We start from the raw sequence: 15,951 nt of genomic DNA, 5'->3' as shown, positions 1-15,951 counted from the left end.
TCGGGAGCGGTAGGTGACAGAGGAAACGTACTGGGAGGACGAGAGCGCCCCCGTGTTCTTCCTCAGCTACGCCCGCACGAAGAACCGGGTGGCGGCGCCGCCGCGCGACACCAACCAGAAGGTCTTCCAACTTTTCGTCGACCTCTCCGACCACGTCGTGGAGCTGCTCGGCCTCGGCCCCGGCCGGACGGCGGGCTTCATGGACCGGATGCTCGACGGCGGGCAGGTGTGGACGGAGGACCTCGCCTTCGCCGCCGGCCACTGCCAGGTCTTCATCCCGTTGATCTCGCCGCAGTACCTGAACAGCGCCTGGTGCGCACGGGAGTGGGACGCCTTCACCCGGCGGCGGATGCTGACCCGCCCGGGCGCCGATCCGTCCGCGGGGGAGACGCCGGTGATCCCGGTCAACTGGTCGGTGGTGGACCGTCGGCGCCTGCCGGAGGTCGTGTCGCGGCGGCAGATGTTCACCCCCACCCGGCTACCCTCGGACATCGCCCCGCAGTACCACGACGAGGGCATCTACGGCCTGCTGAGCCTCGGCAAGAACGGCAAGGACGCCTACGACGCGGTGGTCTGGCGGCTGGCACAGCGGATCGCGCGGGCGTACCAGACGCACTGGGTGCGGGCGCAGGTCCCGGGCGACGTGCGGCAGCTGCGCGACACGTTCGAGGAGGTCGGGCATGACGTGGTCTGACCTCCCGCAGTCCCGCGCCGTCCCCCGCCGGGAAACCTACTTCTTCCTCAGCTACGCCCACTCGGTGCCGCTGTCGGCCGCACCCCGGCCGGACACCGACTACTGGGTCAGCCGGTTCTTCCAGGACCTGGCCGCGGCCGTCCGGCGCGGCGCCACGAGGACCGGTGACCTCGACGCCGGTTTCTTCGACGGTCTGGTCAACCCCGGGGCGGATCTGCGGCAGACGCTCACCGAGGCGCTCAGCCTCACGCACGTCTTCGTGCCCCTGCATTCGCCCAACTACTTCCGCAACGCCTGGGCCCTGGGCGAGCGCGAGTCGTTCCGCAGCCGACTCACCCGGCTGGGCCCGGCGCGTGCCGACCGGCACCTCCTGCCGGTGCTGTGGCTGCCGCTGCCGTCCTGGGGCGACCGGCCGGAGACCACGCAGGCCCTCGACCTGGTCGCCGACGCCGACGACCGCGCCGACTACGCCGAGAACGGCCTGCGCGCGCTCTGCAAGCTCAGCGCCTACCGACGGCAGTACGAGCGGGTCCTCACCGCGCTGGCGGAGCGGATCGTCACGGTGACGGAGACCCAGCCGCTGCCGCGCTCCCGGGCGGCGACGCTGGCCAGCCACCCGGTCACCGACAGCGGCGGCCCGGCGCTGGTGGTCACCACCCTCACCGACCACGCGCGGTGGCGGCCCTACGCGGGGCAGCACGAGCTGGCGGTGGCCGACTACGTGGCCGCGACCGCCGAGCGGCTCGGCCTGCCGACCCGGGTCGTCGACCTGGCGCAGGCCCGGGCCCTGGCTCCGGGGAGCCCCACCGTCGTGCTGGTGGACGCCGCCACCGGCGCCGCCGCGGCCCGGTCGGCGCTGGCGGGCCTGCCCCGGTGGGTGGTCCCGCTGGTGATCGCCGCCGAGCACGAGCGTGGCGAGCCGGTCCCGGAGTCGATCGCAGGTACGTTGCAGGACGCCGGTTTCCCCCGGGTGCTGCCGGCACGCGCGATCGACGAGTTCGAGCGCTGCGCGCCGCTGCTGGTGACCGAGGCCCGCAAGCAGTTCCTCCGGCACGGCCCGGTCGACCCGCCGGACGGGCCGGCCACCCCGAAGCCGAGCCTGCGGCCGGGCCGGCCGACCGGGGCACCGCCAGGAAGCAGCCCGACGCCGCCCGTGCGGCCGTTCGACGTCACGCGAGGGAAGGACGAACGATGACGCCATCGCGCGAAGGCCAGGTCGTCACCTTCTACTCCTACAAGGGCGGCACGGGCCGCACCATGGCGCTGGCCAACACCGCGTGGATCCTCGCCGCGAACGGCCAGCGGGTGCTCGTCGCCGACTGGGACCTGGAGTCCCCCGGCCTGCACCGGTTCTACGCCCCGTTCCTCGACCCGGAACAGGTCGCCACCACCGGCGGCGTGATGGACCTGATCCTCGACTACGAGTGGGAGAACGCCCGCCGGCGCAAGGAGGACGGCGCCGAGAGCACCCGCCCCGGCGACTGGCACCGCGAGTACGCCCGGGTCCACCGGTACGCGTTCTCGGTGGGGTGGGAGTTCCCCGGCGGCGGCAGCCTCGACCTGCTCCTGGCCGGGCGGCACAACCCCGACTACGCCACCAGCGTGACCGGCCTGAACTGGGACAACTTCTACAACCGGCTGGGCGGCGCGCAGTTCTTCGACGCGCTGCGCGAGGACATGAAGCGGCACTACGACTACGCGCTCATCGACAGCCGCACCGGCATCAGCGACGTCGCCGAGATCTGCACGATCCACCTGCCGGACGTCCTCGTCGACTGCTTCACCCTCAGCGACCAGGGGATCGACGGCGCCGCGGCGGTGGCCGCCCGGGTCCGCGACTACGAGGGGCGGCGGGCGCGGCGGGTGCTGCCCGTGCCGATGCGGGTCGACGACGGGGAGAAGGGCAAGCGGGACGCCGGCCGGGCGCTGGCCATGCAGCGGTTCGCCGGCCTGCCCGGTGGCATGACGGACACCGAGCGGCAGCACTACTGGCTCACCGTCGAGGTGCCCTACCGGGCGTACTACGCGTACGAGGAGACGTTGGCGACCTTCGGCGACGAGCCGGGTGGCCGCACCACCCTGCTGAGCGCGTACGAGACGCTGACCAGCCACATCACGAACGGCAGGATCACCGGGCTGCCCCGGATGGACGACCAGTTGCGCCGGCAGACGGTGCAGCGCTTCGAGCGCAAGCCGGCGGTCGTGGACGAGCTGGTCGTGCTGCGCCACGTGCCGGAGGACCACGTCTGGGCGGAGTGGGCGCAGTCGGTGTTGAACTCGGCGGACCTGCGGGTGGTGACCGCCCCGCTCGACGATCCGGCGCCGGTGCCGTCGGGCACGGCGTTCCGCGAGCTCCGCCTGGTCTCCCGGTCCTACCAGGCGGCCCGACGCGCCCTCGGCGTGCCCGAGAGCGACCGCGGCGCGCCGGCCTGGCTGGCTGTGTACGTCGACGACACCCCGCCCGTCCCGGACGTCCCGATCGGCAGTTGGACGGCCGTGCACGACCTCACGGCCGAGGAGGCCGCCGCGCACCTGCTGAAGCTGGTCGGGCGGACGGTGGGCACGGCCGGTCTGCGTCCCGCCCGCTTCCCCGGGGTACGCGCCGCGGTGTTCAACGCGCCGGCCCGCAACGCCCGCTTCACCGGGCGCGAGGAGCTGCTGCGCCGGCTCCGGGAGGAGCTGAAGGCGGCCGGCGGCGGCGGTACCCCGGTCGCGCTGCGGGGCGGCCCGGGCCTCGGCAAGACGCAGCTCGCCATCGAGTACGCCCACCGGTTCCGGGGCGCGTACGACATCATCTGGTGGGTCGCCGCCGACCCGCCGCAGTTCGTCGACGTGCGCATGGTGGAGCTCAGCGAGGAGCTGGGCCTGCCGACCCAGACGACGATGCCGGAGACCAACCGCGCCCTGCGGCAGCGGCTGAGCCAGACCGAGCGCCGCGCGGACGGCACCGCGCCGCCGCACTGGCTGCTGATCTTCGACAACGCCGACCAGTACGAGCACGTCCGGCCCTACCTCCCGCAGGGCAACGGCCACGTGCTGGTCACCACCCGCAACCCGGACTGGGGCGATCTGGCGCGGGCGGTGGACGTGGACGCGTTCGAGCGGGCGGAGAGCGTGGCGCACCTGCGCGCCCGGCTGGGCGAGCACCTGATGAGCGTCGCCGAGGCCGAGCAGGTCGCCGACGCCGTGGAGAACGTGCCGATCTTCGTCGCCACGGTCGGGGCGTGGCTGGCCGACACCCGGACGCCGGTCGACGAGTACCTTGCCGGGCTCCGCCGCACCGGCCTGGAGACCGAGGTCTGGGACCTCCCGCTGCAACGGCTGAAGGAGGGCTCGCCGGGGGCGTACCGTCTCCTGCAGCTCGCGTCGGTGCTCGCCCCCGAGATCTCCCTCGACCTGCTCTACGGCGACCAGGTCGCCCGGGTCATCGCCCCCCACGACCCGGTGGTGGCTGCCCGGGTCGCCGACCGGGTGTCCGAACGCGACATCGCGGCGGCACTGGTGCAGCGGATGAACAAGCTCGCGCTGATCAAGCTCGACCCGCACGCGCACCGGGTGCAGGTGCACCGGCTGTTGCAGGCCGCGCTGCGCGCCCGGATGTCCGACGACGAGCTGGTCGCGGCCAAGCACGAGGTGCACCAGATCCTCGCCGGATCCCGCCCGCCCGGCGAGGTGGAGGACCCGGCGAACCAGCAGCGGTTCCGCATCCTCTGGCCCCACCTCGACGGCTCCGACGCCATCTCCTGCGAGGACGACGACGTCCGGCAGCTCGTCATCGACCGGGTCCGCTACATCTACGTCAACGGCGGCTACGAGCAGGGCGAGCGGTACGCGCGGGAGACCGACGCCGTCTGGTCGGCGCTGCTGGCGGAGCTGCCGCCGGACGGGCCGGAGCACCGCAAGCTGCGCGTCCAACTGCTGCACCTGCGGTTCAACCTGGCCAACCTGCTGCGCCGCCTCGGGCGGTTCGAGGAGGCCCACGGGCTGGACGAGGACACCCTGCGCCAGCAGGAGGAGCTGATCGGCGACAGCCACCCGTACACGCTGATGACCGCGGGTGGCTTCGGCGCCGACCTGCGTACGCTGGGCCGCTACCGGGAGGCACTGGAGCGTGACCTGCGGACGTACGCCGCGTCGGTCGAGGTCTTCGGCGAGGACCACCGGCGGACGCTGACCGCGGCGAACAACCTGGCCGCCTCCTACCGGCTGATGGGCATGTTCGACCGGGCCCTCGACGGTGACCAGGCCACCAACCGCCGGCTGCGGGTCGTCCTCGGTCCGGAGCACCCGAACACCCTGGCGTCGGCCAACAACCTCGCCCGCGACCTGCGGGAGACCGGCGACTACGAGGGTTCCGTGGCGCTGCTGCGCGAGGTGGTGACCGGCTACCGCAACCTCTTCGGCGACCACTCCCGCGACGTGCTCACCGCCCAGGCCAACCTGGCCGTGTCGCTGCGCAGCACCGGGGAGATCGACGAGGCGGCCCACCTGCTCGACGAGACCTACCAGCGGCTGCTGGCCACCCTCGGGCCGGCCAGCCCGGACACCCTGTTCACCTGGCTCAGCCGGACGGCGAACCTGATGCTGCAGGGCCACAGCGCCCAGGCGCTGGCGGAGCTGGGCGAGGTGGAGCAGATGTTCGTCCGGGTGTTCGGGCCCGAGCACCCGTACTCCCTGGTCTGCCGGGTCAACCTGGGCGTGGCCCTGTGGGACGCCGGCGACACGGACGCCAGCCGGTCGCTCACCGACGCCGCGGCGGCGGCGCTGCTCGCCACGCTCGGCGACCGGCATCCGTTCGCCATGGCCGCGTCCAACAACGTGGCGGTCTTCACCATCCTCGCCGGCGACCCGGAGGAGGGGCGCGAGCGGCTGCGGGCCGTGGTCGAGCGGCTGGCCGAGGTGCTCGGGCCCGAGCATCCCGACACGCTGCGCAGCCGGGGCAACCTGGAGACCGCCAACCAGGCGGCCTCCGGCGGGCGGGTGAGCATCGGCCGGATGCGGATCGCCGACCGGCTCGCCAACCGGATCGGGCAGCACCACCCCAGCGTCGTGCTGCTGCGGGACGGGCGGTACGTGCGTCGGGTCCTCGACCCGCACCCCTACTGACCGGGCCGCGCCCCGATCAGCAGGTCGCCGCTCAGCGCCGCGGCGGGGTCGGTGAGCCAGCGCAGGATGCGCGGCAGTTCCTCGACCGCGTCGAAGTGCGCCGCCCCGGGCCGGATCTCCATCTCGGCGCCGGGTATCTGCGCGGCCAGCCAACGGCCGTGGCTGACCGGGGCGAAGTTGTCGTCGGCGCCGTGCCACAGCCGGACGGGTGTCACGGTGGTGTCGATCGCCTTGAGGTCGAACGCCCAGTTGCGGCGGAAGGCCAGCACGTCGTCGATCCACCCGTACGGGCCCGCGCGGAGGGCCTCCTCGTAGGTGTCCGTGATCAACCGGCGCAGCGCGGGGTCGTTGACCGCCCGACGGTCCGCCGCGCTCATCTCCGTCCGCAGATCCGCCAGCAGGAGCCGGGGATCCGCGGCGGCCCGCTCGGCGCGCTGGCGGATCTCCTCCACCACCGCGGCGGTGTCGGGGGTGCCCACCCCGAACCCTCGGACGTTGCCGGTGTTCATGCCCCCGACCCAGTCCAGCTCCATCGCGTTCCACGGGGCGAGGCTGACCAGCACCGCCACCCGGGTCACCCGGCCGCGCAGCTCGGCGTCCGCCGCGCAGGCGAGGGCGTGCGGGCCGCCCCCGGAACGGCCGACCACGGCGAACTGCTCCACACCGAGGTGGTCGGCGATCGCCTCGACGTCGCGGGCGGCGTCGGCGACGTCCCGGCCCTCGCGCCGGTCGGAGTCGCCGTAGCCGGGGCGGTCGTAGGCGATCAGCCGGACGCCCATGCGGTAGAGCACGATGCTGCGGGGCTTCGGGCCACGGCGGCTGCCGGGTGTGCCGTGGAGCAGGAAGACGGGGAATCCGTCGGGCGCGCCGGTCACCTCGTACGCCACGCGTCTGCTGTCCTCGCGTGTGGCGAAGTCGGCCCCTGGCTCGCCGTCTCGGGTCACACCATCCTGCCCTTCGGTGCCGCAACCAGCCAATACTCGTAACTCGGCATCGAGTGAAGGCGATGTCTGGCGGCCCCACTCAGCAAATGAGCCTAATGGTCGGCCCGGTCGCGCCGCTATGGCGAGGTTCAACAACCGGCCGGATCTGTCGGAAACGACACCTACCGGCCCACCTCGGCTGGAACTTCCGGCTGGCCGTCGGCCGAGGCCCGGCGGCGTGGACTCACCCCTGCGACGGCTGCGCCGAGGGCAGGACGGCGGACGGGCGCCAGCCGGCCCGGTGCAGCGCCACGCACAGACCGCGCAGCGAGGCGGCCGTCGGGTCCGGGTCGAAGCCGCACCCCCAGACCGCCCGACCGTCCACCCGGCACCGCACGTACGCCAGCGTGCCGGGCTCCTCGTCGAGGGTGAACGCCTGCTCGACGTGGTCGAGGACGACCGGTGCGGGGCCGGACTGGGCGAGGGCCCGCGCGATGCTCGGCAGCAACCCGTGGCCGGCGTCGCCGCCGACGACGAGCGGCCCGCCGCACACGGCGAGCTCCACCTTGACCGCGCCCGGCCCCGGCGCGCCCGCCGACAGCTCGCACGACACGAGTTGCACGTCGAGGGCGGCCGGCAGGAACTCGGCGCGGAAGACCGCCCAGAGTTCCTCCGCGGTCACCTCTCTGCCCTCGTCGTCGGACACCGCCTGGCTCAGCCCGGACACCTCGATCTGGAGGCTGCGCGGCAGGGTCAGCCCGTGGCAGGACCGCAGCAGGTATTCCACGCCGCCCTTGCCGGACTGGCTGTTCAACCTGATGATCGCCTCGTACGAGCGCCCGATGTCCTTGGGATCGATGGGCAGGTACGGCACGTCCCACCGGTGTTGCGACAACGCCACGCCCCGGCCCGCCGCGTCCTCGGACAACGCCCGCAGGCCCTTGCTGATGGCGTCCTGGTGGGACCCGGAGAACGAGGTGTGGACGAGGTCGCCGGCGTACGGGTAGCGCTCCGGCACCCGCATCCCCGTGCACTGCTCGACCTCGTGCCGGACGGCGTCGATGTCGGACAGGTCGATCTGCGGGTCGACGCCCTGGCTCATCAGGTTGAGGCCGAGCACCACCAGGCAGACGTTGCCGGTGCGCTCGCCGTTGCCGAACAGGCAGCCCTCGATCCGCTGGCCGCCGGCCAGCAGGCCCAGCTCGGCCGCGGCGACCCCGGTCCCGCGGTCGTTGTGCGGGTGCAGCGACAGGCAGACGTGCTCCCGCCGGGGCAGGTTGCGGCTCATCCACTCCACCTGGTCGGCGAAGACGTGCGGCCCCGCGCACTCGACGGTCGCCGGCAGGTTGATGATGATCTCCCGGTCGTCCGCCGGGTCCCAGACGTCCGTGACCCGCGCGCAGACGTCCAGCGCGAAGTCCAGCTCGGTCTGCGAGAAGGACTCGGGAGAATACTCGAACCCGATCCGGCCGGGGTGCGCGTCGGCGAGTTCCCGGCACAGGCGTGCGTGGTCGACCGCCAGTCGCAGCACGCCCCCGCGGTCCGCCCGGAAGACGACCCGACGCTGCGTCGGCGACGTCGAGTTGTACAGGTGCACGATGGCCTGCGGCGCGCCGGCGAGCGCGTCGAACGTGCGCCGGATCAGCTCCTCGCGCGCCGGCACGATCGCCTGGATGAGGACGTCGTCCGGGATCTCGCCGTTCTCGATGATCCTGCGGGTGAACTCGAACTCGGTCCGGCTGGCGGCCGGGAACCCGATCTCGATCTCCTTGTAGCCCATGGCGACGAGGAGCCGGAACAACCGGAGCTTGCGGTCGACATCCATCGGGTGCGGCAGCGCCTGGTTGCCGTCCCGCAGGTCGGTCGACAACCAGCGCGGTGCCGTGGTGATCCGCCTCGCCGGCCAGGACCGGTCGGCCAGATCCACGGCGGGCGCGGGCGCGTACCGCCGGTACGGCAGCCGGCTCGCCCGCTGCCTCACCTGTCCTACCGGAAAAGTCGCCTTTGCCATGGAGCCTCCCCCGTCCTAGCGAAAAGGTCTTCGGATCAGCGAAAAGGGGTCAGTCGAAGATCGGCCCCTGGGTGCGGGAGCGCTTCAGCTCGGAGAAGCCGGGCGTACCGGCGATCAGGACCAGCCCGTCCCAGAGGCGGCCGGCGGCCTCGCCGCGCGGGGCGGGCGACACCACCGGACCGAAGAACGCGACGCGCCCGGCCGGCCCGTCCACCTCGATGACCGGGGTTCCCGCGTCGGGCCCCACCCGGCTGACCGCCTCCTCGTGCGACTGGCGGATCCGCCCGTCGAACTCGGTGCTCTCCATCGCCGCCGCCAGCGCGGGGTCGAGGCCGGCGGCCCGCAGCGCGTCGCCCACCGTCTCCGGCAGCACGTCCAGGCGATGGCGCAGGCCCCGGTCGTGGAACCGCACGCCCAGCGCCGCGTACAGCAGCGGCACGGCCTCGCCGTCGTAGCGCTGCTCGGCGGCGGCCAGCACCCGGAGCGGCTTGATCATCTGCCGGACCGTGTCCCACTGCTCCGGCGTCAGGTCCTGGTTCTCGTAGAGGATCGCCTGGCTCATCAGGTCCCAGCAGGGCTCGATCCCGCGGACCTGCTGCACCTGCACCAGCCACTGCGACGAGATCCACGCCCAAGGGCAGAGCGGGTCGAACCAGAAGCCCACCTTCATGCCGATCCTCCTCCTGCGGTGCCGGTCCCACGGATCGTGCGCAGCGCGCCGGGCAGGCAGGCGAGGACGCCGACGAGGACCGCCGCCACCGGCAGCACCATGCCCAGCCGCAACGCCTCCGCATACCGGTCCACCGGCGCGGCGCCGTCCGCCCACGCCGACAACCGCTGCGCCAGCAGCAGGCCCACCAGCGTGACCGCCGCGACCGGCCCGAGCTGGCGGACGGTGTTCAGCAGGCCCGACGCGGCACCGGCCAGGGCCGGCTGCACCTCGCGCATCGCCACCGCGGCCATCGGCGCGATCAGCAGCCCGTTGCCCAGCCCGATCACCACCATCGGGCCGAGGAAGGTCAGCCAGGCCGCGTCGAGCCGCATCACCCCGGCGGCCCAGCCCATGCCGGCGACGGTGAACAGCAACCCGCCGAGCAGGACCACCCGGCCGTCGAGCCGGTCGGTGATCTTCCCGGCGAACGGCGCGAGCAGGGTGGAGATCAGCGCCGGGGGTGCCAGCGCCAGGCCCGCGGCCAGGGCGGAGAAGCCCAGCACCGACTGGAAGAACAGGGTCATCAGCAGCATGAAGCCGATGATCCCGAAGGAGACCGCCGCGGCCACGACGACCATCGTCGAGTACGAGCGGATGCCGAGGAGCACGAACGGCACCAGGGGCTCCCGGTCCTGGCGACCGCGCTCGTGCCAGACGAACGCCAGCCCGAGGACGACCGCCGCCGCGATCATGACCAGCGTCCACGGTGCCCAGTCGAACCGCTCCCCCTCCATGAGCGGGAAGGCCAGGCAGAACAGGGCGGCGGAGGCCAGCACGATGCCGCCGACGTCGAGCCGGTGCCGGCGGTCGAAGCGCAGGTCCGGCACGGCGACGAGGGCCAGGACCACCGCCGCGACCCCGATCGGCACGTTGACCAGGAAGATCCACCGCCAGTCGAGGGTGGTGACCAGCAGGCCGCCGACGGACGGGCCCGCGACGGCCGCCACGCCGCCGACCGCACCCCAGATGCCCATGGCCAGGCCCCGCCGGGTGGGCGGGAACAGGCTCACGATCATGGCCATCGTCTGCGGCAGCAGGAGCGCCGCGCCGAGGCCCTGCACGGCCCGGGCCGCGATCAGCTGGCCCGGGCTCTGGGCCAGCCCGCAGAGCAGGCTGAACACCGTGAAGACGGCGATGCCCACGACGAACAGCCGACGCGGACCGAAGAGGTCACCGAGCCGGCCGGCGGTGATCAGCAGTACGGCCACCACCAGCACGTACGCGTTGACCGACCACAACACCGTCGGCAGCGAGGCGCCGAAGTCCGCGCGGATGTCGGGGATGGCGATGTTGACGATGGACACGTCGAGCATCGTCAGGAAGAACCCGAGGGCCAGCACCACGAGACTGACCCACGGATTCTCCCGCCATCCCCCACGGGCGGCGGCCTCCTGCTGCAGGGCTTCGGACGTCACTCACTGCCTCCAGATTGCGGGCGGCACCTTGTTGGTGCGCTCGACGCGACTCACCTTGTCGACCCGGCGGGCGGTGATCGCCCCCGGAACCTGCCGGTGCACCGCTGCCAGGTGGTAGAACTGGGCGGTCAGGTGAGCCAGTACGTCCTCGGCGTCGGCGCCCCCGGAATACTCCAGCGTCAGCGCGGTGGCGGCCCTCGGCGACTCGGTGTCGCGGGTCAGGACGAGCTGGGCCTCCTCGACGCCGGGCAGGGTGCGCGCGGACGACACCACCTCACCGACGCTGAACAGGGCACTGCGCAGGCTCACCGCGTCGTCCGCCCGTCCCAGGACCCGCAGGCCGTCGGGACGGCCGCATCGGCACTCGGCGGACGCCAGCCGGTCACCGAGACGGTAACGCACCGCCGGCATCGTCCAGCCCGTGCCACGCCGGGTCAGCAGCGCGCCCTCCTCCTCCAACTCGAGCATCTGGTCGGGCATGACGTGCAGGGTCTGCAGGTCACACGCGGGGGTGTTGGTGGCGATGATGTACGTCTCCACCGAGCCGTAGTTGGCCCAGTACTCCGCCTCCGGGAACGCCTTCTGGACGACCCGGTGCTTGGCGTCGGTCCACGGCTCGGCCAGCCAGATGATGGTGCGGATCGGCAGCGTCTCGTTCGCCGCGATCAGGCCCTCGGCGAAGTCCGCGAGCGCGCTCGGGGTGCCGGTGAGCGCGTCGAGGCCGATCTCCCGGAACATCGGGACCCAGTTGCCCACGTCCTCGGGCGCGTAGGCGCCGGACGGCAGCACCGTGCAGCGCGACCGCTCGGCGAGGGCGTGGATGTAGTAGTGCGACGCCCACAGCCGGCCCGGGTTGAAGAGGTTGAGCAGCACGTTGTCGGGCCGCAGCGGCCGCCACTCCCGCAGCACCCGATCCACCGCCTGGTGGTACGGCACGTAGGTGAGCTTCGGCTTGCCGGTGGTGCCGCCGCTGGACATCAGCGCGCTGCCCGTCTCCCGGGCCAGCTCCCGGGTCACCGCCACGATCTCCGCCGGGCCGCTCACCGCCAGGTCGGACAGGGCGGCGGCGTCCGGCGGCACCGGTGCGCCGCCACGCCCGTCCAGGCCGCGCGCCTGGGCCAGCACGTCCGCCCAGGGCAGGTTCCCGATCGTCGCGGTCATGCCGCGTCTCCCTCGCGGGCGATCCACGCGGCGTGCGCCGCGATGTACGCGCGGAACCGCGACTCGATCACCGGTCGCTGGATCTTGGCGATCTCCTCTGTGGTGGCGTACCCGACCGCGCCGTCCGGTTCCACCTCGGACAGCCAGAACTGGTTGCCGTCCCAGAGGAAGTCGGCCGCGAAGTACGGCATCTGGAGCTTCTCGGCGATGTAGTCGATCGAGCTCTCCAGTTCCTCCGGCAGCGGCGGGTACTCCAGCCGTCCCCCGTTGACCAGGTTCGCGGTCAGCGACTCCCCCTGCGGGATCCGGCGCAGCACGGTGTGTGCCTTGCCGTCGATGACGTACACCCGGAAGTCGTTGACACCGGTGCCGAGATAGGGCTGGACGACCACGGCCGTGTCGGCGCCGCCGGCGAGGCCGATCAGCCCGCGCAGCTCGTGCTCGTTGTTGGCGAGGCAGACGCCCTGGCCCATGCCCCAGTACGCGGGCTTGACCAGCATGGGGAAGTCGAGCTTCTCCAGCACCGGCTCGTAGTGCCGGCTGATCGAGTCGCGGCCGGTGCCGATGCGCACGGTGGGCACACGCGGGACGGGGCAGTCCCGCAGGTACAGCATCGTGGCCATCTTGTCCGTCGTGATGTACGACATGCGCGGATGGATGGGCAGGTAGAAGCCCGCCTGCTCGACGATCGAGTACGCGAACAGCTGGTTGCAGACCTCCTGCACCTGGTGCGGCAGCGACCACAGCGAGGTGACCAGGATGGTGTCCTCCGGGGTGATCCGCTCGCCGTCGAGGAACACCCGGGGCTCGTCGCCGACCGCCTCGACCGCCAGCGCCTCCGCCTTGTGCAGGGACATGGCGAGGCCGCAGTCCTTGGCGATCTCCGTGTAGGTCGTCCAGATGGCGGCTGCCTCCGCCGCCCGCTGGCGCACGGTGCCGCGGTCGGGGTAGATCCAGCAGAGCCGGCGGGCCAGCTGGGTGGGGGCGGGCGTCATGATTGCTTCTCCTCACTGGTCAGGAAACCGCGGACAGCGGCGCCGAACGCCTCGGGCTCCTCGAGGAAACACAGGTGGCCGGAGTGGTCGAGGAACTCCACGCGGGCGTCCGGCATGGCCTTGGCCAGCCAGTCGCCGACCTCCGGCGGGTAGACCGCGCTGCGGCGGCCGTGGACGAGCAGGGTGGGCAGCCGCAGGGCGCTCACCCGGTCCCGCCAGTCCTGTGTGAGCACGTCGGACAGCAGGCCGGCGACCGCGCCGGCGTCTGCGCCACGGGCCTGCCGGACGAGGTCCGCGACGAGCGCCGCGTCCGGGGCGGGGCCGTCGACGGCGAAGGAGCCGCGGACCAGGTTCTCGGCGAACGCCCCGCAGTCGCCGCGCACGTCGCCGAGCAGCGCCGTGGCCCCGGCCCGGTCGAGAGAGCCGAACGCCGCGTACGGCCAGCCGTCGTCGGCGAGCAGCCACGGCGTCTGCTCCACGCTGATCAACCGGCGGACCCGCCGGGTGCCGAACGTCTCCAGGTAGGTCCAGGCGACGGTCGCGCCCAGTGACCAGCCCAGCAGCGTCACGTCGTCGGAGCCGAGGCCATCGACGACCTCGTGCAGCGCGGCGGCGCAGTCGGGCAGGGTGGGCGGCTGCGCCGGGGCGGGCGCGTCGCCGTGCCCCGGCAGGTCGACGGTCACCACCCGGTGGTCGCGGCCGAGGTCCGCCACGGTGGTGTCGAAGAAGTGTCGGCTGGCGGCGAGGCCCGGGACGAGGACGAGGGTCGGCCCGGCGCCGTGGATCTCGGCGCGCATCATCGGCTCACCAGGGCGAACTGGCGACGCAGGGCCGGCTTGTCGATCTTGCCGACCGGCGTGTGCGGGATCTCGTCCACGAGGCGCACCGTCGCCGCCAGCCGGTGCCCGTCCAGGACGGCGGTGACCTGCCGGACGGCGTCCTCGGCGTCGACGCCGTGGCCGGGGCGGACCGCGACGAGCACCCGGTCGGTCAGCTCACCCGGATCGAGCGGCAGGCTCACCACCTGCGTGCCGGGACTGGCCGCGCGACACTCGGCGTCCAGCACGGGGGCCAGCACCGGTCCGCCCGGCGTGGACAGCACCTCCGAGACCCGGCCGATGATCCGGAACGCGCCGTCGCCGATCTCCTGCGCCACGTCGCCCGTCCAGAACTCCCCGTCCCGGAACGTGCGCGCGTTCGCCGCGTCGGCGAAGAGGTAACCCTCGCTGGTGCAGTCGGAACGCAGCACCAGCTCGCCGATGCCCGCGTGCCCGTCCACCAGCGGCGCGAGCCGGGCGCCGACGCCGCGTACGGGCGGCATGGCCCCGCTCGTCTGCAACTCGTCGGCCATGTTGCCGAGGGCGAGGCCGAACTCGGTCGAACCGTAGATCTGCCGGATGTGGACGCCCAGCGTGTCCGCGGCGGCGCGCACCACGTCCGGGCTGAGGTAGGCGCCGCCGCAGAGTGGGCGACGCAACCTCGACAGGTCCACCTGTGCGTCGGCGCCGGCCCGCACGAGCATCTCGTAGTGCGCGGGCAGCGCGCTCATCACCGTCGCCCGCTCCCGCTGCAACCGGTCGAGGTACGCCTGCGGCGAGTCGTCCGGATCGGCCAGCACCAGCCGGGCGCCGCTGAGCAGGGCGGCAAAGACGTGCAGGTCGGTGGCGTGCGCGACGTCCAACGGGTGCCGGCAGTAGAAGACGTCGTCGGCCACGATGCCGGTGTCGGCGAGCCAGCGCCGCCGCTCGGCGACGAACTTGTCCTGCCGCCACACCATCATCTTCGGAAAGCCGGTGGAGCCGGAGGTCCACAGCTGGCGGAACAGGCCGGCGTACGGCTCGTCGGGCGCCGGCGGCGCGTCGACGTCGAGGTCGTCCAGCGACACGACCGGCACCGTCCCCGGGGCGACGTGGTGCTCCCGTCCGGCGACCAGGAGCACCGGTCGTGCCTGCCCGACGGCCTGTTCCGTGTCTGCGGCGGTGAAGTTGCGCATCAGCGGCACGTACCGGGCGCCGACCCGGGCGACGGCCATGATCAGCGCGACGTAGCGGACGCTGTTGGGCAGGGCGAAGGCGACCGTGTCGCCGGCCCGGACCCCTCTGGCGTACAACCCGGCGGCGAGCCGCTCGCCGAGCGCGACCAGCTCCCGGTAGCGGATCTGGCTGCCGTCGACGTCGACGACGGCCACGTGGTCCGGGCGGCGCGCCGCGACGTCGGCCACCGCCTGGCAGAGCACCGCGGTCATGCCGCCACCCACGCCGCGTAGGTGCCGAAGCGCCAGTCCTTGGCCAGGCAGTCGACCTGCCCGAACCCGGCCTTGCGCAGCCACTCCAGCTGGTCCTCCAGCGTGGCACAGATGTCGAGCTTCATCCGCTCGCGGCCGGCGGCCCACTCGTCGGGCGGGCACTCCGCGCGCTGCACGTGCGCCTCGTGCTGGAAGTCGTACATCGCCTCGACCTGCGGGTTGGGACCGGCCAGCTGCTCGACGTTGACGAAGACGCCCTGGGGGGTGAGCACCTCGCGGATGCGCTGGAAGAGGTCCTGCTTGTCCTCGTGGGTGAGGTGGTGGATCGCCAGGCCGGAGACGACCGCGTCGAAGGGGCCGGCCGGCAGCGGGTCCTTCATGTCGCACACCAGCACCGTGACGCGGGGGTTGCCGGCGAACCGCTCCCGCGCCTTGGCGAGCATCGCGTCCGAGTGGTCGACCAGGGTCAACTCGGCCTGCGGGAGCCGCTCCAGGACGGCGCCGCCGAGCAGTCCGGTGCCGGCGCCGAGGTCGAGGACGCGGGCCGTCTCCGGGACGGTCTCGACGACCGCGTGCACCGCGCTGGCGTAGATGAGGTCGAAGGAGGGGATGAGCTTGCGCCGCATCACGTCGAACGTGCCGGAGTTCCAGATCTCGGGTTTGCTGTCGGTCCTGGTCATCGCGTGGTC

Annotated in this window: 12 protein-coding genes; 3 read left to right on the top strand and 9 right to left on the bottom strand. The window is 72.9% G+C overall.

Annotation, left to right across the window (positions count from 1 at the left end; all coding sequences use genetic code 11):
- Positions 1-13 precede the first annotated feature (13 nt).
- From ACZ6Q9_RS16390 to fxsT, 3 genes are read left to right on the top strand one after another with little or no spacing between them, the layout of a single operon-like run.
- Positions 14-694: a TIR-like protein FxsC gene (locus ACZ6Q9_RS16390; protein WP_393259267.1), complete on the top strand. Its 681-nt coding sequence runs from the start codon at positions 14-16 to the stop codon at positions 692-694.
- Positions 681-1,889 (top strand): TIR-like protein FxsC, encoded by a 1,209-nt coding sequence (locus ACZ6Q9_RS16385; protein ID WP_393459300.1) that lies wholly within the window; start codon positions 681-683, stop codon positions 1,887-1,889. Before ACZ6Q9_RS16390 ends, ACZ6Q9_RS16385 begins: the two co-directional genes overlap by 14 nt.
- Positions 1,886-5,800: an FxSxx-COOH system tetratricopeptide repeat protein gene (gene fxsT / locus ACZ6Q9_RS16380; protein WP_396829276.1), complete on the top strand. Its 3,915-nt coding sequence runs from the start codon at positions 1,886-1,888 to the stop codon at positions 5,798-5,800. Before ACZ6Q9_RS16385 ends, fxsT begins: the two co-directional genes overlap by 4 nt.
- Here the strand turns inward: fxsT and ACZ6Q9_RS16375 are convergent.
- The 9 genes from ACZ6Q9_RS16375 to ACZ6Q9_RS16335 all read right to left on the bottom strand — a co-directional run bounded on the left by ACZ6Q9_RS16375 (position 5,794) and on the right by ACZ6Q9_RS16335 (position 15,942).
- Positions 5,794-6,744: an alpha/beta fold hydrolase gene (locus tag ACZ6Q9_RS16375; RefSeq protein ID WP_393259271.1), complete on the bottom strand. Its 951-nt coding sequence runs from the start codon at positions 6,742-6,744 to the stop codon at positions 5,794-5,796. The two genes, fxsT and ACZ6Q9_RS16375, sit on opposite strands and share 7 nt — an antisense overlap.
- 223 nt (positions 6,745-6,967) lie before the next feature.
- Positions 6,968-8,734 (bottom strand): 2-isopropylmalate synthase, encoded by a 1,767-nt coding sequence (locus tag ACZ6Q9_RS16370; protein WP_396829275.1) that lies wholly within the window; start codon positions 8,732-8,734, stop codon positions 6,968-6,970.
- A 49-nt stretch (positions 8,735-8,783) separates the two neighbouring features.
- On the bottom strand, positions 8,784-9,404 hold the full coding sequence (locus ACZ6Q9_RS16365) for a mycothiol-dependent nitroreductase Rv2466c family protein (protein WP_393459309.1): 621 nt from the start codon (positions 9,402-9,404) through the stop codon (positions 8,784-8,786).
- Entirely contained in the window at positions 9,401-10,861 is a 1,461-nt protein-coding gene (locus ACZ6Q9_RS16360; protein ID WP_393259276.1) for an MFS transporter, read from the bottom strand. The genes ACZ6Q9_RS16365 and ACZ6Q9_RS16360 overlap by 4 nt, the downstream gene beginning before the upstream one ends.
- The gene (locus ACZ6Q9_RS16355; protein WP_393259278.1) at positions 10,862-12,022 is read right to left on the bottom strand and encodes an AMP-binding protein; all 1,161 of its coding nucleotides are present in this window, start codon (positions 12,020-12,022) and stop codon (positions 10,862-10,864) included.
- Positions 12,019-13,017 (bottom strand): ATP-grasp domain-containing protein, encoded by a 999-nt coding sequence (locus ACZ6Q9_RS16350; protein ID WP_393259280.1) that lies wholly within the window; start codon positions 13,015-13,017, stop codon positions 12,019-12,021. The genes ACZ6Q9_RS16355 and ACZ6Q9_RS16350 overlap by 4 nt, the downstream gene beginning before the upstream one ends.
- Positions 13,014-13,817 (bottom strand): alpha/beta fold hydrolase, encoded by an 804-nt coding sequence (locus ACZ6Q9_RS16345; protein ID WP_396829274.1) that lies wholly within the window; start codon positions 13,815-13,817, stop codon positions 13,014-13,016. The genes ACZ6Q9_RS16350 and ACZ6Q9_RS16345 overlap by 4 nt, the downstream gene beginning before the upstream one ends.
- A complete protein-coding gene (locus tag ACZ6Q9_RS16340; protein ID WP_393459318.1) occupies positions 13,814-15,262 on the bottom strand; it encodes a class I adenylate-forming enzyme family protein in 1,449 nt (482 codons plus the stop codon). The genes ACZ6Q9_RS16345 and ACZ6Q9_RS16340 overlap by 4 nt, the downstream gene beginning before the upstream one ends.
- Positions 15,259-15,942 carry a class I SAM-dependent methyltransferase gene (locus tag ACZ6Q9_RS16335; protein WP_396829273.1) on the bottom strand — a complete coding sequence of 228 codons (684 nt, stop codon included), beginning with the start codon at positions 15,940-15,942 and terminating at the stop codon, positions 15,259-15,261. The genes ACZ6Q9_RS16340 and ACZ6Q9_RS16335 overlap by 4 nt, the downstream gene beginning before the upstream one ends.
- Between the last annotated feature and the right edge of the window lie 9 nt (positions 15,943-15,951).

The organism is Micromonospora sp. NPDC049139, assembly GCF_055586845.1.
The sequence above is the reverse complement of the archived record's forward strand: the minus strand, read 5'-3'. Positions and strand labels throughout refer to the sequence as shown.

Coding starts and splice junctions, on each gene's coding strand:
- ACZ6Q9_RS16385 (WP_393459300.1), top strand. CDS start 681: ATGACGTGGTCTGACCTCCCGCAGTCCCGCGCCGTCCCCCGCCGGGAA.
- fxsT (WP_396829276.1), top strand. CDS start 1,886: ATGACGCCATCGCGCGAAGGCCAGGTCGTCACCTTCTACTCCTACAAG.
- ACZ6Q9_RS16370 (WP_396829275.1), bottom strand. CDS start 8,734: ATGGCAAAGGCGACTTTTCCGGTAGGACAGGTGAGGCAGCGGGCGAGC.
- ACZ6Q9_RS16365 (WP_393459309.1), bottom strand. CDS start 9,404: ATGAAGGTGGGCTTCTGGTTCGACCCGCTCTGCCCTTGGGCGTGGATC.
- ACZ6Q9_RS16355 (WP_393259278.1), bottom strand. CDS start 12,022: ATGACCGCGACGATCGGGAACCTGCCCTGGGCGGACGTGCTGGCCCAG.
- ACZ6Q9_RS16350 (WP_393259280.1), bottom strand. CDS start 13,017: ATGACGCCCGCCCCCACCCAGCTGGCCCGCCGGCTCTGCTGGATCTAC.
- ACZ6Q9_RS16345 (WP_396829274.1), bottom strand. CDS start 13,817: ATGATGCGCGCCGAGATCCACGGCGCCGGGCCGACCCTCGTCCTCGTC.
- ACZ6Q9_RS16340 (WP_393459318.1), bottom strand. CDS start 15,262: ATGACCGCGGTGCTCTGCCAGGCGGTGGCCGACGTCGCGGCGCGCCGC.
- ACZ6Q9_RS16335 (WP_396829273.1), bottom strand. CDS start 15,942: ATGACCAGGACCGACAGCAAACCCGAGATCTGGAACTCCGGCACGTTC.